This window comes from Enterobacter sp. K510 (genome assembly GCF_055804875.1).
Genome location: NZ_JBNRLQ010000005.1, coordinates 110,282 through 127,575, shown reverse-complemented (window position 1 = coordinate 127,575; position 17,294 = coordinate 110,282). Strand labels below are relative to the sequence as shown.

At 53.7% G+C, this 17,294-nt stretch carries 18 protein-coding genes; 12 read left to right on the top strand and 6 right to left on the bottom strand.

Annotated elements, in window-relative coordinates; translation table 11 throughout:
• Positions 1-49: 49 nt before the first annotated feature.
• From ACQUTD_RS10350 to coaD, 7 genes are all read left to right on the top strand, one after another.
• Positions 50-1,420, top strand: a complete 1,371-nt coding sequence (locus tag ACQUTD_RS10350; protein ID WP_473275318.1) for an O-antigen ligase family protein — start codon at positions 50-52, stop codon at positions 1,418-1,420.
• Positions 1,421-1,559: 139 nt separating this feature from the next.
• Complete coding sequence (locus tag ACQUTD_RS10345; RefSeq protein WP_473275321.1) at positions 1,560-2,543, top strand: glycosyltransferase; 984 nt, start codon at positions 1,560-1,562, stop codon at positions 2,541-2,543.
• Between the two features lie 9 nt (positions 2,544-2,552).
• Positions 2,553-3,524 (top strand): glycosyltransferase family 1 protein, encoded by a 972-nt coding sequence (locus ACQUTD_RS10340; RefSeq protein ID WP_473275327.1) that lies wholly within the window; start codon positions 2,553-2,555, stop codon positions 3,522-3,524.
• A gap of 18 nt (positions 3,525-3,542) precedes the next feature.
• Positions 3,543-5,177 (top strand): sulfatase-like hydrolase/transferase, encoded by a 1,635-nt coding sequence (locus ACQUTD_RS10335; protein WP_318362544.1) that lies wholly within the window; start codon positions 3,543-3,545, stop codon positions 5,175-5,177.
• Between the two features lie 176 nt (positions 5,178-5,353).
• On the top strand, positions 5,354-6,628 hold the full coding sequence (gene waaA, locus ACQUTD_RS10330; RefSeq protein WP_473275331.1) for a lipid IV(A) 3-deoxy-D-manno-octulosonic acid transferase: 1,275 nt from the start codon (positions 5,354-5,356) through the stop codon (positions 6,626-6,628).
• On the top strand, positions 6,628-7,398 hold the full coding sequence (locus ACQUTD_RS10325; RefSeq protein WP_473275333.1) for a glycosyltransferase: 771 nt from the start codon (positions 6,628-6,630) through the stop codon (positions 7,396-7,398). Before waaA ends, ACQUTD_RS10325 begins: the two co-directional genes overlap by 1 nt.
• Positions 7,395-7,877 carry a pantetheine-phosphate adenylyltransferase gene (coaD, locus tag ACQUTD_RS10320; RefSeq protein WP_473275335.1) on the top strand — a complete coding sequence of 161 codons (483 nt, stop codon included), beginning with the start codon at positions 7,395-7,397 and terminating at the stop codon, positions 7,875-7,877. Before ACQUTD_RS10325 ends, coaD begins: the two co-directional genes overlap by 4 nt.
• A 12-nt stretch (positions 7,878-7,889) precedes the next feature.
• Here the strand turns inward: coaD and mutM are convergent, their stop codons facing one another.
• From mutM to radC, 4 genes are all read right to left on the bottom strand, one after another.
• Positions 7,890-8,699, bottom strand: coding sequence for a bifunctional DNA-formamidopyrimidine glycosylase/DNA-(apurinic or apyrimidinic site) lyase (mutM, locus tag ACQUTD_RS10315; protein ID WP_072571018.1), 810 nt, complete (start codon positions 8,697-8,699; stop codon positions 7,890-7,892).
• Between the two features lie 66 nt (positions 8,700-8,765).
• Complete coding sequence (gene rpmG, locus ACQUTD_RS10310) at positions 8,766-8,933, bottom strand: 50S ribosomal protein L33 (protein WP_003024094.1); 168 nt, start codon at positions 8,931-8,933, stop codon at positions 8,766-8,768.
• A 20-nt stretch (positions 8,934-8,953) separates the two neighbouring features.
• The gene (gene rpmB / locus ACQUTD_RS10305) at positions 8,954-9,190 is read right to left on the bottom strand and encodes a 50S ribosomal protein L28 (RefSeq protein WP_002436699.1); all 237 of its coding nucleotides are present in this window, start codon (positions 9,188-9,190) and stop codon (positions 8,954-8,956) included.
• 216 nt (positions 9,191-9,406) lie between these two features.
• A complete protein-coding gene (gene radC / locus ACQUTD_RS10300; protein ID WP_072571016.1) occupies positions 9,407-10,072 on the bottom strand; it encodes a RadC family protein in 666 nt (221 codons plus the stop codon).
• A gap of 155 nt (positions 10,073-10,227) precedes the next feature.
• Here radC and coaBC point away from each other — a divergent pair, with 155 nt between their 5' ends.
• From coaBC to slmA, 3 genes are all read left to right on the top strand, one after another.
• The gene (coaBC, locus tag ACQUTD_RS10295; RefSeq protein WP_072571292.1) at positions 10,228-11,439 is read left to right on the top strand and encodes a bifunctional phosphopantothenoylcysteine decarboxylase/phosphopantothenate--cysteine ligase CoaBC; all 1,212 of its coding nucleotides are present in this window, start codon (positions 10,228-10,230) and stop codon (positions 11,437-11,439) included.
• Positions 11,417-11,875: a dUTP diphosphatase gene (dut, locus tag ACQUTD_RS10290; protein WP_473275341.1), complete on the top strand. Its 459-nt coding sequence runs from the start codon at positions 11,417-11,419 to the stop codon at positions 11,873-11,875. The genes coaBC and dut overlap by 23 nt, the downstream gene beginning before the upstream one ends.
• Positions 11,876-11,995: 120 nt before the next feature.
• Positions 11,996-12,592 carry a nucleoid occlusion factor SlmA gene (gene slmA / locus ACQUTD_RS10285; protein ID WP_072571012.1) on the top strand — a complete coding sequence of 199 codons (597 nt, stop codon included), beginning with the start codon at positions 11,996-11,998 and terminating at the stop codon, positions 12,590-12,592.
• Between the two features lie 45 nt (positions 12,593-12,637).
• On the opposite strand, the gene pyrE is transcribed toward slmA, so the two are convergent.
• Together pyrE and rph are read right to left on the bottom strand one after the other, a co-directional pair.
• Complete coding sequence (pyrE, locus tag ACQUTD_RS10280; protein WP_072571010.1) at positions 12,638-13,279, bottom strand: orotate phosphoribosyltransferase; 642 nt, start codon at positions 13,277-13,279, stop codon at positions 12,638-12,640.
• Between the two features lie 60 nt (positions 13,280-13,339).
• A complete protein-coding gene (rph, locus tag ACQUTD_RS10275) occupies positions 13,340-14,056 on the bottom strand; it encodes a ribonuclease PH (RefSeq protein WP_072571008.1) in 717 nt (238 codons plus the stop codon).
• A 123-nt stretch (positions 14,057-14,179) separates the two neighbouring features.
• On the opposite strand from rph, the gene ACQUTD_RS10270 reads away from it, so the two are divergent.
• Together ACQUTD_RS10270 and ACQUTD_RS10265 are read left to right on the top strand one after the other, a co-directional pair.
• Positions 14,180-15,043: a YicC/YloC family endoribonuclease gene (locus ACQUTD_RS10270; RefSeq protein ID WP_473275348.1), complete on the top strand. Its 864-nt coding sequence runs from the start codon at positions 14,180-14,182 to the stop codon at positions 15,041-15,043.
• Positions 15,044-15,210: 167 nt separating this feature from the next.
• Positions 15,211-17,199, top strand: a complete 1,989-nt coding sequence (locus ACQUTD_RS10265; protein ID WP_473275349.1) for an SGNH hydrolase domain-containing protein — start codon at positions 15,211-15,213, stop codon at positions 17,197-17,199.
• Positions 17,200-17,294 lie beyond the last annotated feature (95 nt).

Sequence of the window (17,294 nt, the reverse complement as noted above, 5' to 3'; positions counted from 1 at the left end):
CGTTACTACCCGGTCACCACGCCGAAATCCTTAACTAGCCTAAATAATTATGACGAAAACTCGTAACATCCTGACAGGCCTGTTAGTTCTCTATACATTAGCATTATGCTTCGCCTGGCCGATTCCTAACGATCAATTACCGTTTCATCGAAATGGCCTGATTTATCCTTTAATTGCTTTATCTGTTGGCCTTTTCTTTTCTTCACCTGAAGCCCGCACTCGTTTAAATTTCAGACAGATTAAGTTTGTTCTTATTGCCGTCTGGGTATTAACTTTCTTTATTCTGATTAATGGCTTTGTTGTCACTCCCGATATTAAAGAAATGGTTTCGGCGTGGAGCGGCCAGTGGTTACGACCGGTCCTGCTATTTTGTGCCGGTATGGTCATGTTACCTGCCATACAAACCGCCTTCCCCAACTTTTCCGCGGCCCGTCTGTTTACGCTGATCGTTTTATTCTTCTGGGGCGTCATCTGTATCCATCTGCTGGATACCCTCTGGCTGTACTGGCGTGATGGGTATATTCACTGGGGGGAAACACGGATTGTCTTTAACCGCACCCGTATGAGCTTCCAGGTGAATATGATCACCGGTTTTCTGATTGCCGAGTTGCTGGCCCGTGGCTTATTACACCAGCGTTTTCTGCGTCTGAAGACGCCGTTTTTGATAGCGATTTTACTATCCAACCTGGTTTGTACAGCGCTCGTCGATACACGCTGGGGAACCATTGGGCTGGTAGGCAGCCTGTTTTCAACCTTTGTATTGCTCAGCATGCATCATATGCGCCGCAGCAAAGTTGTCCTGATGAGTGGTATTTTATTGCTGCTTATCGGTGCATCTTTGGTATTAGGTTATGCCTCCTGGAAAACCGATCCACGCTGGCAAACGCTTGAGAGCGATGCGGTTGCAGGCTGGAACGCACCGTTGAGCAGTTTTTGCTATAACAAAAATAAGGGAACTATACCTGTTAACAGTCAGGGCAGGCCGATGAATCACTCGAATGGTTGCCGTGCCAGCTTCTTCCATCAGGGCTGGGCAATTGTCGCTGAACATCCGGCAGGCATGGGTCCACGCAAAGAGGCCTTTAACTATATCCTGCGCCGGGATTTACAATCGGATAAAATTACCGTTCCGCACAGCCACTACGGCTTAATCGAATTTGGTCTGCAAAACGGCATTGCGGGGATTGCGGGCTGGCTGATTTTGCTGATGGGCTGCTGGTATATCGGATGGCGGCAGTTCCGCCGTGGCAATACCATGGCAGGCATGTTCCTGCTGCTGTTCACGGTAGGCTTCTTCTCACGTACGCTGGTCGATCATAACCTTAAGGATCACTACCTTGAGCAATATATGATGCTCACTGGCCTGCTTATCGGCATCTGCTCGTTGACGCCGCGCAATGAGAAACAATCCACTTCCTGACGGTAATGTTCCTGCACCAGTGGTTTTCTTTATCACTTAGTAGATAATAGCCACCGCTGGTGCTGCCATACCCCGGCAGAACTCATTCAGATAATGGCTGTCGAAAAGCCACCGCATTGCCCGCTTTTACGGAGAAAGCATGTCAGATACCCCGCAATTGAGCCTCGTTGTCGCCGTCTATAATGGTGAAAAGTTTCTGAGCGCTTTTTTTGACAGCATCAAAAGTCAGAACCTGAACAGCCTCGAATTGATTATCGTAAACGACGGTTCGACCGATAATTCTGCGGCGATCATTGCCCGCTACGCCGATAAATTCAGCGATTATCAGGTTATCGATCAGCCCAATCAGGGGGTTTCAGCGGCACGCAATACCGGGCTGGCGGTTGCCCGAGGTGAGTACATTGCGTTTCCGGATATTGACGATGTGATCTATCCGGGGATGTATAACCGCCTGCTGGAAATAGCCAGAAAGGGCGATCTGGATGTGGCAACCTGTAATGGCACCTACATTTACGATGATGGCCGCCCGGCGAAGAAGATTTTCCCGTCCGATAAGCTGCCCTCAACGGGCGTGCTGGATGGGCCGACCTGGCTGCAAAAAGCGCTGTCGTCACGTAAATTCCTGCATGTGACCTGGCTGAACATCTATCGCCATGCTTTTATCAAAGCGCAGGGTTTTACCTTCGAGCATGGTCTGCGCCATCAGGATATTCCCTGGACAACGGAAGTGCTGCTGACCGCGAAACGTGTGCAGTACATCGACGAAACCTATTACGACTACCTGATTCATTCGGCTTCCGTGTCCCATACTCCGGGCACCGACGACACCCGTATGCGCTCGGCTCGCCACTACATGAAAATCCTTGAGATGCTGCATGCGATTAACCAGCGTTATCCGCAACAGGTTAAGCGCGTACCCGCCTGCCACTGGCAAATTGCCAAAGAGGGGCTGGGTATTCTGCACAGCATCAATAACATTGAGGATGCGGCGAAAAAGCGTGAGATCACCGCAGAGCTGTTTTCCCGCGGGATCTGGTCCATGATCTGGCAAAACGCGCGCGGTTTCCGTCAGCGCTGGCGTCTGGGACGCCGTTACTTTCGTCTTAAGAAACTGATTAAATAAAGCGAACCTATGAATAAGCTTAAATTGCACGCCGTATCCCGGGCGGATTTTATCGCCAAAAACTACGCCGATTTTGATGCGCTGCTTGCCGCAGGAACGGATCCGAACACCATTCCTGAACGTTTCTATTGCGGCGGACGCGGTGGCTGGACATTCCAGACCACGCTGGCTCTGAAGCACTATTACGGTGATGCAATCGAGTGTTCATTCGGTTCCGAATGCCGTCCTGATGCGATCAATCTGATGCATAACGATGACTTCGGCTCACGGGTCAAACCCTGGAAAGGCGTCACTGTCGTCGCCCGCGCCGACCGCCCGCCGGTAATAGGCGCTGACTATGTTGTCGATCAGAACCCGGAAGTTGACGGCCACAGCAACCGCATTTTCGTGCCCTACTGGCCGCAGCCAGGCGTTCAGCCGCGCGAGCGCACCGATGATAGCGTGCAGACGGTGGCCTACTTTGGCCGGGTGGACAGCTTCCCGGAAGAGTACCGCAGCGAAGCGTTTAAACAACGTCTTGCAGAACAGGGCATCACCCTGCGTATCTCCTTTGATAACTGGGTGGATTACCGCGATGTGGATGTCTGCGTGAGCTTCCGCAAATCTCATGACCACAAGCTGGCCCGTAAGCCAGCCAGCAAACTCATCAATAACTGGCTGGGTAAAACAGTCATGGTGTGCGATGACGAGCCGTCATTCCGCGCTATTCGCGAGAGCGAACTGGATTATCTGATTGCCAAAAACCCTGACGAAGCCTTTGCCGCCATCATGCGACTGAAAAACTCGCCGGAGTTATTCCGTCAAATGCGCGAGCAGGGCGAAAAACGGCTACAGGTTTACTCCCGTGAAGCCGTAGCTGCCCGCTGGTATGCCTTGTTTGAGGATATCTGGCGTAAAGGCTTACATAACCGTCCGACGGTCGTCCGCGCGGTGCGCTTTGGTTTCGGTAAAGCCATTCGTCCCCTGACCAAGAAATTCTAAAACCATTCGGGTTAAAACATGTTCAGATCGTCATTGCTGTCCCGCCCTTCGCTGGGACGAAATCTGCTTAAGACCATTATTCTTACGCTGATTTTTACGGCGTTTTTTGCGCTTTCCGAAATTATTGTCAGCCTTAAAGACACAGCATACAGCCCGAAATCGGGTGATATTGCGCTGTATGTGATCATCTCTCTGCTTGCGGCGGTCAGCATTCGTTTTATGCTGACGCGCGTGCTGCTGGCGATCACCTATATCGTGCAGCTATCTGAGGCTATCTACCACCAGTTTTATGGGCAGTTCTATGGCCCGAGCGAAGTGTGGCTGGCGTTTGTTGAAACGAAAGATATTGCCAGCGGTATTACCGACAGCCTCGGTGCGCTGGGCATTTATTTTGTGATCATGCTGGTGGCGATCGTCTTCGCGCTGGTGTTTGCCCGCCGTATTGGGCCGCACTGGCACAAATGGGTTGCCGCCCCCTGCCTGCTGGCGATAGCGGTGATGTTTTTAGGCCAGTTCTACAAAGCCATCGACGGCCAGATGTATAAATTCAATCCTGACCTGCGCCACTCCCTGCTGCGCAACGGCCTGTCAGCGATGAGCTTTAGCGCGGTAAGGCTGATCCCCGAAGCGCTGTCGGGCGAAAACCAGAATATCGCCCATTACGAGCCTTACCAGGTCACGCCGGTTGCAGACCACCAGAACGGGAAATATTCGGTGATCCTGGCCATTGGCGAGAGTCTGAACCCGCATCATGTCAGCGCGCTCGGCTATGAAAGAGAGACCACGCCAGAACTGAAAGCGCTGATGGATCAATACCAGGGCAGTGGACGTCTGATTGTCTCTAACGCCGTCTCCACACGTGTCGCCATTCCGATGCTGGTCAATAACCTGCGCGAGCCGGATAACTTCTCAGCGTATAAAAGCAAAGCGACCAATATTTTTGCCAATGCGAAGAAACAGGGTTATCAGACCGCGTTTATTTCAGCGCAGGGTCTGGAAGGGCTGAGCAACTGGATTGGCATTCATGACATCGATTTTTGGGAAGATACGCAGGTGCGTCCGGCCCCGGATGTGGGCGCTGACCGGATCCTCACCCCGTCCGTTGAAAAAGCCCCGCTGGACTGGAATAAACCCTTCATGATGGTGCTGAACAGCCGCGCACCGCATATTCCTTATGAGCGGAACATTCCGGCCGGATTCGCGAAGTTTTCCACCCCGCATCTTGATGATGACGTGGCGCAGAAAAAGAATGAATATGACGATGCCGTTCGTCTTTACGACAAGGAGCTGGCTTCTGCGATCCGTACGGTGATGGCGAAATCGAAACTGCCGGTGCTGGTCTTTATCACCTCCGATCATGGTGAACGCGTCGGGGACGGCGGGCTGTTCGGGCACTCCGTCGTGGAAATGCCGATTGCGCAGGTGCCGTTCATCTATTTCAGTAACGATCCGGCGATGTCGCTGAAAAACATCAGCCCGCAGATGCCGCTGAACCATTTCCAGCTGGCGACGCTGATCAATAAAGTGCTGGGTTATCAGGTGACGAACCCGAATCAGAAAGATGACAGCTACTTCATCACCGGCGGTGATATTCGGGGTCTTTCGGAGCGGATCACCTATCATCTGAACGAACTCCCGCCAGCAGAGCAGTAATCGTTTTTCCCGCGCACAGGGCTTTTCTGCCCTGTGCCGTCCAGTGGTTCTTCGTTTTCCCCTTTCGCATTGTACGAAACAGTGGCAAAAGCGTGACCAAAAGCGCCAAAAGTATAGCTTTAGCCCGCTTTAATGCTTAGAATTTGCCCGCCGAAACTCAAAAAACGGATAATCGCTTGGAATTGTTGTATACCGCCCTGCTCTATCTTATCCAGCCGCTGGTGTGGCTGCGTTTGTTGCTTCGCAGCCGCAAGGCTCCTGCGTATCGTAAACGCTGGGCTGAACGCTATGGCTATTGCAGTAACAAAGTGAAGCCGGACGGTATTCTTCTGCATTCTGTGTCGGTGGGGGAAACCCTGGCGGCCATTCCGCTGGTGCGTGCGCTGCGCCACCGTTATCCATCTCTGCCCATCACCGTGACCACCATGACGCCCACCGGCTCGGAGCGCGTGATGTCGGCCTTCGGCAAAGATGTGCACCACGTCTATCTGCCTTACGATTTACCCTGTGCGATGAACCGTTTTCTGGCGACCGTGCGACCAAAACTTGTCATCGTTATGGAAACCGAGCTGTGGCCGAATATGATTTCCGCGCTGCATGCCCGTAAAATCCCGCTGGTGATCGCCAATGCGCGTCTGTCGGAACGCTCAGCAAAAGGCTACGGCAAGCTGGGCAACTTTATGCGCCGTCTGCTGGGCAAAATTACCCTGATCGCCGCCCAGAATGACGAAGACGCCGAGCGCTTCCTGAAGCTCGGCCTCAAGCGTAATCAGCTGGCCGTTACCGGCAGCCTGAAGTTTGATATTTCCGTTACGCCGGAACTGGCGGCGCGCGCTATTACGCTGCGCCGACAGTGGGCGCCGCGCCGTCAGGTGTGGATCGCCACCAGCACCCACGATGGCGAAGAAGAGATTATTCTTCAGGCGCACCGCAAGCTGCTGGAAACCTTCCCCGATTTACTGCTGATCCTGGTGCCGCGCCATCCGGAGCGTTTTAAAGACGCGCGCGATATGGTGCAGAAAGGCGGCTTCAGCTTTACCCTGCGCAGCACCGGCGAGATCCCGTCCGGCAGCACGCAGGTGGTGATTGGCGATACCATGGGCGAGCTGATGCTGCTGTACGGCATTGCCGATCTGGCGTTTGTGGGCGGCAGCCTGGTGGAGCGCGGCGGCCATAACCCGCTGGAGCCGGCGGCGCATGCCATTCCGGTGCTGATGGGCCCGCACACCTTCAACTTCAAAGATATTTGCGCCAAGCTTCAGCAGGCGGATGGCCTGATCACCGTTACCGATGCAGATTCGCTGGTGAAAGAAGTCTCGACCCTGCTGACCGATGAAGATTATCGCCTGTGGTACGGCCGCCATGCCGTTGAGGTGCTGCACCAGAATCAGGGCGCGCTCTCACGACTGCTGCAACTCCTGCAACCATATCTGCCGCAGCGGAGCCACTAATGCGCCTCTCGGTGGTGATGATCGCCAAAAACGGCGCCGATCTGTTGCCGGATTGCCTGGCTTCGGTGGCCTTTGCCGATGAGATCGTGCTGCTGGACTCCGGCAGCACCGATGACACCCTCACTATCGCCCGCAACGCCGGGGTCAAGGTCTTCACCAATACCGACTGGCAGGGCTACGGTATTCAGCGCCAGCGGGCGCAGGCGTATGCCACGGGCGATTATGTGCTGATGATCGACACCGACGAGCGCGTCACGCCGGAACTCGCCCGGGCCATTCAGGGCGTGCTGGCCTCCCCTGCGCCAGATACCATCTACAGCATTGCCCGCCGTAACTATTTTCTTGGCCGTTTTATGCGCCACAGCGGCTGGTACCCGGATCGCGTGATGCGTCTGTATCCGCGCGAAAAGTATCAGTACAACCGCAATGCCGTGCATGAATCCCTGGAAAGCGCAGGTGCGTCGGTGGTAAACCTGCAGGGCGATCTGCTGCATCTGACCTGCCGCGACTTTGCCAGTTTCCAGCAAAAGCAGTTCAGTTACGCCACCGCCTGGGCGAAAGAGCGCCATCAGCAGGGCAAGAAGACCAGCATTACAGGTATCTTTGCGCATACGATCGGCGCGTTTATGAAAACGCTGGTGCTGCGCGGCGGCGTGCTCGACGGCAAACAGGGCTGGCTGCTGGCCGTGGTGAATGCGCAGTATACTTTTAATAAATATACCGGGCTGTGGGCGCTGAACCACGGCTACTCAGAAAAGAGCGCGCCATGACGACAAAAGCCATTTATCCCGGCACTTTCGATCCCATCACCAACGGCCATGTTGACATCATCACCCGTGCGGCCTGCATGTTTGACAAGGTCATCATGGCGATTGCCGCCAGTCCGGGGAAGAAACCGCTGTTTAGCCTGGATGAACGCGTTGAAATGGCGCGTCAGGCCACCGCGCATCTGGCTAACGTTGAAGTCGTCGGTTTTAGCGATTTGATGGCGAATTTCGCCCGCGATCAGCAGGCCAATATCCTCATTCGCGGTCTGCGGGCAGTGGCTGACTTCGAATATGAAATGCAGCTCGCTCAAATGAACCGTCATCTGATGCCGGATCTGGAAAGCGTCTTCCTGATGCCGTCAAAAGAGTGGTCGTTTATTTCGTCATCGCTGGTCAAGGAAGTGGCCCGTCATCATGGCGACGTCACCCACTTTCTGCCTGCGCATGTGCATCAGGCGCTACTCGCTAAGCTACAGGCGTAGCGCCCGCACGCTTTACTTCTGGCAGTTGCGGCAGTAAAAAGTAGAGCGCTGGGCATGTTTGCTGGCCACAATGGGCGCGGCGCAAATCCGGCACGGCTGGCCTTCGCGGCCATACACCTGCAACTCCTGCGCAAAATAGCCGGGTTTACCGTCGCTTTGCAGAAAGTCTTTCAGCGTGGTGCCGCCCTGCTCGATAGAGCGCAACAGTACGGCCTTGATCACCCGCACCAGTAATTCGCACTCCTCCGCCGACAGCGACGACGCCAGACGATCGGGATGGATCCCGGCGGCAAACAGTGATTCACTGGCGTAAATGTTACCGACCCCCACCACCAGCTTGTTATCCATCAGCCAGGGTTTGATAGCGATTTTCTTTTTCGCGCTTTTCTGGCGCAGATAGTCTGCGTTAAAGGCGTCGCTGAGCGGCTCGGGGCCTAAATGCGCCAGCACGTTATGGCCTTCAAGGGACGACGTCCACAGCCAGGCGCCAAAGCGGCGGGGATCGGTGTAGCGCAGCACTTTGCCGTTGCTCATCACCAGATCGACATGGTCATGTTTTTCGGCTGGCATTTCATACGGCAGGATGCGCAGGCTGCCGGACATGCCAAGATGGATGATGATCCAGCCGTCAGGCAGCTCCAGCAGCAGATATTTGGCGCGACGCTGCACGCTCAGCACCGGTTTGTCGCTCAGGGCATGGATTTCATCGGAAACAGGCCAGCGCAGGCGTCCGTTGCGCACGACAGCATGCAGAATAGTTTCACCCACCAGATGCGGCTCAATGCCACGGCGGCTGGTTTCCACTTCAGGTAATTCAGGCATGATTTCTCCGGAGGCTGAATGCAAAAAACCCCGCACAGGCGGGGTTCTTGTACATCAAAGCGAAAATTATTTAATTTTTGCTTCTTTGTAAAGCACGTGCTGACGGACAACTGGATCGAATTTTTTCAGTTCCAGTTTTTCCGGCTTAGTGCGCTTGTTCTTCGTGGTGGTATAGAAGTGACCAGTACCAGCAGAAGAAACCAGCTTGATTTTCTCACGAATACCTTTAGCCATGATTTATTTCCTCTAAGTACTTAGTACTTTTCGCCACGGGCACGCAGTTCGGACAGAACTGTATCAATGCCTTTTTTATCGATTACACGCATACCTTTAGCAGATACACGCAGTGTGACAAAACGCTTCTCGCTCTCAACCCAAAAACGGTGAGAGTGCAGGTTCGGCAGGAAACGGCGTTTGGTCGCGTTCAGTGCGTGGGAACGGTTATTACCGGTCACCGGACGCTTGCCAGTAACTTGGCAGACTCGGGACATGTCTATTCTCCAAAAATCAAATTAGCTCGAGCTTCGTATAGGGTTATGGCGCCTCGTCAGGCTGCAAACCTGGCCTCTGGCGGTTCAATGTGAACCCACAATGCCAGGCCCATAATGCCAAACCCGAGATTCTCAAAGGTGGCGTAGTATACGCTGTGTAATCGATGTGCTCAAGTCCCGAACAGACAAAGATCCCAATGGATCGCGTAAAGTGGCCTAAATCCAGCCACGTTCGGCAAATGAAACATACTCTCCACGGCCAATTACCAGATGGTCTACCACCCGGATGTCCATGAACTGGCAGCACTTTACCACATGTTCGGTGATGATTTTATCGGATTTACTGGGCTCCGCGCTGCCCGAAGGATGATTATGCGCAAGGATCACGCCGACGGCATTAATTTTAATGGCTTCGCGGACAATTTCACGCGGATGCACCTCAACATTGGCGATAGTGCCGGTAAAAAGGCGGCAATGCTTGAGGATCCGGTTCTGGTTATCAAGATAGATCACCATAAAGATCTCGCGCTCTTCCGCCGTTAACTGACTTTTTATAAAGGCTAATGCGACATCCGGGGACATGATGGCAAACTCCTCTGCCACCTTAACCTCATAGAAACGGCGCGCCAGTTCGGCAATGCCTTTCAGTTGGGCATACTTTGCCAGCCCAATGCCGCCCACCTCGCTGAACGTTTCAAATTCCGCGGTCAGCAGACCATACAGCGAGCCAAAATGCCCCAGCAGATGGTGCGCCAGCGCCATGACATTTTTTCCGGGTGTGCCGGTGCGTAAAAACAGCGCCAGTAATTCAACGTCGCTGAGCGATTTGACGCCAAACAGCAGCGTTTTTTCACGCGGTAGTATAGATAGCGTTTCTTCCATAATGTCACCTCCCTGTTGAGCGCCTATCCTGCCACAAAGCGGGTTAACGGCTTTGCGTAGCGCCTCGCAAAGTGCGCAATGCGCAAAAGCACGCCAAATGGAGGATTGTGATAAAATGCCCGCCTTCTGGTGAAATCCAACAGGAAAGAATCATGATGAGTCTGGCCGGTAAAAAAATCGTTCTTGGCGTCAGCGGCGGTATCGCAGCCTATAAAGCGCCGGAGCTGGTGCGCCGTCTGCGCGATCGCGGCGCGGAGGTGCGTGTCGCCATGACCGAGGCCGCCAAAGCCTTTATTACGCCTATGAGTTTGCAGGCGGTGTCAGGCTATCCGGTTTCCGACAGCCTGCTCGATCCGGCAGCCGAAGCGGCAATGGGACATATTGAGCTGGGAAAATGGGCCGATCTGGTGATCCTGGCCCCGGCCACCGCGGATTTAATCGCCCGCGTTGCCGCCGGGATGGCCAATGACCTGGTGTCGACCATTTGTCTTGCCACCCCGTCTCCGGTCGCCGTGGTGCCAGCCATGAACCAGCAAATGTACCGCGCCGCCGCCACCCAGCATAATCTGGGCGTCCTGGCTTCCCGCGGCTTGCTGCTGTGGGGGCCGGACAGCGGCAGCCAGGCCTGCGGCGATGTCGGTCCGGGGCGAATGCTCGACCCGCTGGAGATTGTCGATCTGGCCGCGGCGCATTTTTCGCCTGTCAAAGACCTGCAACATCTGAATATCATGATTACCGCAGGCCCGACCCGGGAGCCGCTGGATCCGGTGCGCTACATCACCAATCACAGTTCCGGGAAAATGGGCTTCGCTATTGCTGCTGCTGCCGCCAGACGTGGCGCGAACGTCACGCTGGTCAGCGGGCCGGTCACGCTTGCCACGCCGCCGCAGGTTAAGCGCATTGACGTCACCACGGCGCTGGAAATGGAAGCGGCAGTACAGGCCAATGTGCAAACGCAGCAGATTTTTATTGGTTGCGCCGCTGTGGCAGACTACCGTGCCGCCGCCGTTGCCGATGAGAAGATTAAAAAGCAAGGCGATGAAATCACACTGAAAATGGTGAAAAACCCGGATATCGTAGCGGGCGTCGCCGCGCTGTCCGCGCATCGCCCCTATGTTGTTGGATTTGCTGCCGAAACGAATAATGTGGAAGAATACGCCCGGCAAAAGCGCAGCCGTAAAAATCTGGATCTGATTTGCGCCAATGACGTTTCCGGCGCGCAGCAGGGTTTTAACAGCGATAACAACGCACTGCACCTGTTCTGGCAGGACGGCGATAAAGTCTTACCGCTTGAGAGCAAGGCACTTCTGGGCCAACAACTACTGGACGAGATCGTTACCCGTTATGATGAAAAAAATCGACGTTAAGATTATGGACCCGCGTGTTGGGCAGGAATTTCCGCTGCCAACCTATGCCACCTCCGGCTCTGCCGGTCTTGACCTGCGCGCCTGTCTTGATGACGCCGTAGAACTGGCGCCGGGCACCACCACTTTAGTTCCGACCGGACTGGCGATCCACATTGCTGACCCAACGCTGGCAGCGGTGATCCTGCCGCGCTCAGGGCTGGGACATAAACATGGCGTGGTGCTGGGTAACCTGGTGGGCCTGATCGACTCCGATTATCAGGGGCAACTGATGGTTTCCGTCTGGAACCGCGGACAAACCAGCTTCACCATCGAACCTGGCGAGCGCATCGCCCAGATGGTTTTTGTGCCGGTGGTACAGGCAGAATTTAATCTGGTGGAAGATTTCGACGCCACCGTACGTGGTGAAGGCGGCTTCGGCCATTCAGGCCGTCAATAAGCGGCTTTATAAACGCATCCCACAGCGCCATAAAGTAATAACATTACCGCAAACTTCAGTTTGCGGTCGCTGCGTGGATGCCCGCCTGACAAGTGCTTATTTTCAGGGGTATTTTGGAACATGGCAGAAAAACAAACTGCGAAAAGGAATCGTCGCGAAGAAATACTTCAATCTCTGGCATTGATGCTTGAATCCAGCGACGGCAGCCAGCGCATCACGACGGCGAAGCTGGCAGCCTCCGTTGGCGTTTCAGAAGCGGCGTTATATCGTCATTTTCCCAGTAAAACGCGTATGTTCGATAGCCTGATTGAATTTATCGAAGATAGCCTGACCACGCGTATTAACCTGATCCTGAAAGACGAAAAAGACACGACCACGCGTCTGCGTCTTATCGTGCTGCTGGTGGTGGGATTTGGTGAACGTAATCCAGGCCTGACGCGCATTCTGACCGGTCACGCGCTGATGTTTGAGCAGGATCGTCTGCAGGGTCGCATTAACCAGTTGTTCGATCGTATTGAATCGCAACTGCGCCAGGTGCTGCGCGAGCGGAAAATGCGTGAAGGCGAAGGCTATACCGTGGATGAAGCACTGCTGGCAAGCCAGTTACTGGCCTTCTGTGAGGGAATGCTGTCGCGCTTTGTACGCAGCGAGTTCAAATACCGTCCGACAGAAGATTTTGACGCCCGCTGGCCGCTAATGGCCGCGCAGCTGCAGTAACGTTAAGTATGCCCGGTACGCGTCGCGCCACCGGGCAAAATTTATTTAAACGCCAAATTCATCGCGGTACGCCTGTACCGATGCCAGATGATCCGCCATCTCAGGCTTTTCTTCCAGATACGCAATCAGGTCTTTCAGCGTGATGATTGAAATCACCTGGCAGCCATAGTCACGCTCGACTTCCTGGATCGCCGAAATCTCGCCGCGTCCGCGCTCCTGACGGTCAAGGGAGATCAGCACACCCGCCAGGGTCGCGCCATGCGCCTGAATAATCTCCATCGACTCGCGGATGGCGGTTCCGGCAGTGATCACATCATCCACCAGCATAATGCGGCCCTGTAACGCGCTCCCCACAAGGCTTCCGCCTTCGCCGTGATCTTTGGCTTCTTTACGGTTAAAGCAGTAGGGCACATCACGCTCATGGTGTTCCGCAAGCGCAACGGCGGTGGTGGTGGCAATGGGAATGCCTTTGTATGCCGGGCCAAACAACAGGTCAAAATCAATGCCGGAGTCCACCAGCGCTTCGGCATAAAAACGGCCTAACAGCGCCAGATCGCGGCCGGTGTTAAACAGCCCGGCATTAAAGAAATACGGACTTTTGCGTCCTGATTTCAGGGTAAATTCACCAAACTTCAGTACCTGCTTGTTAAGCGCAAATTCAATAAACTGGCGCTGATACGGTTTCATGGATTTGCTCCTTAAGCTTTTTTCAGACATAAAAAAGGCGACTATCAAGTCGCCTTAAAATCAATTCTCTAACGCCGCCTTCTGCATGGCGACGATGGATTCGATGCCTCCCCGGGCCAGTGCCAGCAACGAGAGCAACTCTTCGTGGGTGAATGGCTCGCCTTCGGCGGTACCCTGCACTTCAATGATGCGGCCATCTTCCGTCATCACCACGTTCATGTCGGTTTCAGCGGCGGAGTCTTCAACATACTCCAGATCGCACAGCGCTTCACCCTTGACGATGCCCACGGATACCGCGGCAACCATGCCCTTCATCGGGTTGGTTTTAAGCTTACCTGCCGCCACCAGCTTGTTCAGCGCATCGGCCAGCGCCACGCAGGCACCGGTGATAGACGCGGTACGGGTGCCGCCATCCGCCTGGATCACATCGCAGTCCAGCGTGATGGTGAACTCACCCAGCGCTTTCAGATCCACGGCGGCGCGCAGTGAACGGGCAATCAGGCGCTGAATTTCCAGGGTACGGCCGCCCTGTTTACCTTTGGCCGCCTCGCGCGCGTTACGGGTATGCGTCGCGCGGGGTAACATGCCGTATTCGGCGGTGATCCAGCCCTGTCCCTGACCTTTCAGGAAACGCGGCACGCCTTCGTCAATGGACGCGGTGCACAGAACTTTGGTATCACCGAATTCGACGAGCACGGAACCTTCAGCGTGTTTTGTATAATTTCGGGTCAGGGTGACGGGACGCACCTGATTGGCACTACGGCCTGCTGGACGCATGATGATTTCTCCGGCTTCTACGAATGTGGCTGCGCATTATACGGATTAAAGTCGCTTATTCCTATCCTGTGTAAGCCCTGAAAGCTATAATCCCCCCATCTCTCCTTCAAAACAGGAACGTTTATGATCCGCAGTATGACAGCCTACGCCCGCCGTGAAATCAAGGGGGAATGGGGCAGCGCAGTCTGGGAACTGCGCTCGGTAAACCAGCGTTATCTGGAAACCTGGTTCCGCCTGCCGGAACAGTTTCGCAGCCTCGAACCCGTAGTGCGCGAGCGGATCCGCACGCGTCTGACGCGCGGCAAAATCGAATGTAACCTGCGTTTTGAGCCTGACGTCAGCGCGCAAAGCGAACTGATTCTGAATGAAAAACTGGCTAAGCAGCTGGTAACCGCCGCGAACTGGGTCAAAATGCAGAGCGACGAAGGCGAAATCAATCCGGTGGATATTCTCCGCTGGCCTGGCGTGATGGCCGCGCAGGAACAGGATCTGGACGTGATTGCCGCAGAAATCCTCTCGGCTCTCGACGGCGCGCTGGACGACTTTATCATCGCCCGCGAAACCGAAGGCCAGGCGCTGAAAATCCTTATTGAGCAGCGTCTTGAAGGTGTGAGCCAGGAAGTTGCTAAGGTACGTGCGCAGATGCCGGAAGTGCTGAAATGGCAGCGTGAGCGTCTGGTCGCCAAACTGGAAGACGCCCAGGTACAGCTGGAAAATAATCGTCTTGAGCAGGAACTGGTGCTGATGGCGCAGCGCATTGATGTCGCTGAAGAACTCGATCGCCTCGAAGCCCACGTAAAAGAAACCTACAACATTCTGAAGAAGAAAGAAGCGGTAGGCCGCCGTCTGGACTTTATGATGCAGGAGTTTAACCGCGAGTCGAACACCCTGGCGTCCAAATCCATCAACGCTGACGTGACCAATTCTGCGATTGAGCTGAAAGTGCTGATCGAACAGATGCGTGAGCAGATCCAGAATATCGAATAGTAATATTCATCAGTAACTTAATCCCTTTAAAAAGCCCGCCTGATGACGGGCTTTTATTATTCAGGGTACGGCATTTAACCTCTCCGCATTACTCCCTTTTTAGAAAAAATCTGTTAATAAGATCATATTTTATTACCATTACGGCGGGTAACGCTAAGAAACTTCTTATGAAGCTTGGTATACTCGCCGCCTTTCTGGTTCCGCACAGACATTTCACAGGTTATGGCATGGCAAATCTTTCTTTATCAATTGAGAGCACTGAACGCTACTCAGTCGATAGTCAGTTCCGTCAGGACATTAATCTGCTACGCGGGATCGCCATTGTATCCGTTGTTTTTTACCACTTTGCCGCACAGTTATTACCCGGTGGCTTTGCCGCAGTAGATGTGTTTTTTGTTATCTCTGGTTTTCTGATGACAAAAATCATCGCCGGAGGGCTGGAAGCGCAGACATTCAGTTTGCTGCGATTTTATACCGCGCGTTGTAAAAGGATTATTCCGGCGCTTCTGGCGTTGTGTCTTCTGTTGCCATTATTGATGTGGTTCTGGCTACCAGCGCTCGAATTCCGGCGACTCGGTAACTACATTAGCTACGCTATCCTCTTTATTTCTAACATAAAATTAAATAAAGATGCAGGAGGATATTTTGCTACCAGTTCACATGAAAACTGGCTCCTCCATACATGGTCTCTCTCGGTAGAATGGCAGTTTTATCTGGCACTGCCGCTGTTATTAATGGCGTTACATCTGGTCAGAAAACGCATCAGCATGATGTTCTCATTGATGCTGCTCGCCATATGCTCTTTTATCGGCTGTGTGATTTATGCCAGCGCAGGGAATCTTTCTTCTCTGTTTTATCTGATGCCGTTTCGCGCATGGGAGATGCTCTGCGGCGGTCTGGTGTGGTTTATTTCACAGCGTTATACCTTCTCCCGCGCCCGGGCACGCCTCTGCGCGCTGGCCGGTTATCTGATAATAGCCGCCTCAGTGGTGCTGATTACGCCGGATGGCGCCTGGCCCGGATACCTGACGCTTTTTCCCGTCCTGGGCACTATGCTGGTCATCGCAAGCAATTACCAACCGCTGGCAGAAAGTATCGATCGCCATTGTCGGTGGATTGGTCTTAGCTCATATTCGGTGTATTTGTGGCACTGGCCGATCGCCGTTTTTATTGTCTACGCCGATCGCCAGCACGATGCGTTATGGATCACCAGCGGCATAGCACTCTCATTTCTGCTGGGCTGGTTGTCATGGGTATTAATTGAGCAACCGGCGAACAAGTCCCTGTCCCGCTTATCTGCTCCGGCATTCTGGCTGGTGGTGCTGGCAACGGTGTCAGGCTGTTATATTTTTGGCAATCTCGTTAAGTATCAAACGCTGGTGAATTCTCCCAATCCGTTGGTTAATCAGATTGCCAACGAAGCCGAAAATAAAAACCGCGCAGCCGATCCTAAAACGTCGCTCAGTTATTACGGTACTGGGCCGCTGGCTGCCGTTATCGTGGGTGACAGTCATGCCGAGGCCACAGCCACAGCGCTTGCCGCCGCCGCACAGGGGCATGGTTCGGTGATGGGTATGACATGGTCCGGATGCCCTAACCTTTCTGATGCCCACGTCGATAAAAACGAAGGCTGTTACAAATTCAACAAATCCCTTGCCGCACGGCTTGCGGATATCCCGTCCACAACACCGGTGGTTATCGTCAACAGGCTGGGTCATTATGCCGAAAGCCATCTGGTACATTTTGATGATAAGAACATTGTTGGGATCCAGTATTTGCATACTTATGCCGAGTCGATGATCTTGATGGCCTGCGCGCTGAATCAACATCATAAAGTTTACCTGGTTCGTCCTGTCCCTGAAATGAATGTCAATGTACCCCGCTACCTTTCCCATGCTCTGATGATGGGTAAACAGCCGCAGGATGTCTCCATCCAGGAGGCGGAGTATCGTAAGAAAACAGAATTTATCTGGCAGGCGCAGGACAGAGCAGTCAATCAGTGTGGCGTTAAGGTTATCGATCCTTCCCGCTGGTTATGTACAGATGGCCGCTGTATGGGCAGTAAAAACCTGCAGCCTCTCTATTTTGATGACAATCATCTGAGCGAAACAGGCAACCGCGTACTGGTGCCAATGTTTAAAGAAATTTTCCGTTAAGCCCGAGATATGCCATACAATTTCTAATGCATTTTTGTTGGCTTTTCTGCTTCTGAAGGCAGTGCTGGTCAAAAAATGCATAAGTTATAGTAATC

Excerpts from the sequence above, each read along its gene's own strand:
- ACQUTD_RS10270 (WP_473275348.1), top strand. The coding sequence starts at position 14,180 with ATGATCCGCAGTATGACAGCCTACGCCCGCCGTGAAATCAAGGGGGAA.
- rpmB (WP_002436699.1), bottom strand. The coding sequence starts at position 9,190 with ATGTCCCGAGTCTGCCAAGTTACTGGCAAGCGTCCGGTGACCGGTAAT.
- coaBC (WP_072571292.1), top strand. The coding sequence starts at position 10,228 with ATGAGTCTGGCCGGTAAAAAAATCGTTCTTGGCGTCAGCGGCGGTATC.
- ACQUTD_RS10340 (WP_473275327.1), top strand. The coding sequence starts at position 2,553 with ATGAATAAGCTTAAATTGCACGCCGTATCCCGGGCGGATTTTATCGCC.
- rpmG (WP_003024094.1), bottom strand. The coding sequence starts at position 8,933 with ATGGCTAAAGGTATTCGTGAGAAAATCAAGCTGGTTTCTTCTGCTGGT.
- ACQUTD_RS10345 (WP_473275321.1), top strand. The coding sequence starts at position 1,560 with ATGTCAGATACCCCGCAATTGAGCCTCGTTGTCGCCGTCTATAATGGT.
- mutM (WP_072571018.1), bottom strand. The coding sequence starts at position 8,699 with ATGCCTGAATTACCTGAAGTGGAAACCAGCCGCCGTGGCATTGAGCCG.
- dut (WP_473275341.1), top strand. The coding sequence starts at position 11,417 with ATGATGAAAAAAATCGACGTTAAGATTATGGACCCGCGTGTTGGGCAG.
- ACQUTD_RS10350 (WP_473275318.1), top strand. The coding sequence starts at position 50 with ATGACGAAAACTCGTAACATCCTGACAGGCCTGTTAGTTCTCTATACA.
- radC (WP_072571016.1), bottom strand. The coding sequence starts at position 10,072 with ATGGAAGAAACGCTATCTATACTACCGCGTGAAAAAACGCTGCTGTTT.
- coaD (WP_473275335.1), top strand. The coding sequence starts at position 7,395 with ATGACGACAAAAGCCATTTATCCCGGCACTTTCGATCCCATCACCAAC.
- ACQUTD_RS10335 (WP_318362544.1), top strand. The coding sequence starts at position 3,543 with ATGTTCAGATCGTCATTGCTGTCCCGCCCTTCGCTGGGACGAAATCTG.
- rph (WP_072571008.1), bottom strand. The coding sequence starts at position 14,056 with ATGCGTCCAGCAGGCCGTAGTGCCAATCAGGTGCGTCCCGTCACCCTG.
- slmA (WP_072571012.1), top strand. The coding sequence starts at position 11,996 with ATGGCAGAAAAACAAACTGCGAAAAGGAATCGTCGCGAAGAAATACTT.
- pyrE (WP_072571010.1), bottom strand. The coding sequence starts at position 13,279 with ATGAAACCGTATCAGCGCCAGTTTATTGAATTTGCGCTTAACAAGCAG.
- ACQUTD_RS10325 (WP_473275333.1), top strand. The coding sequence starts at position 6,628 with ATGCGCCTCTCGGTGGTGATGATCGCCAAAAACGGCGCCGATCTGTTG.
- ACQUTD_RS10265 (WP_473275349.1), top strand. The coding sequence starts at position 15,211 with ATGAAGCTTGGTATACTCGCCGCCTTTCTGGTTCCGCACAGACATTTC.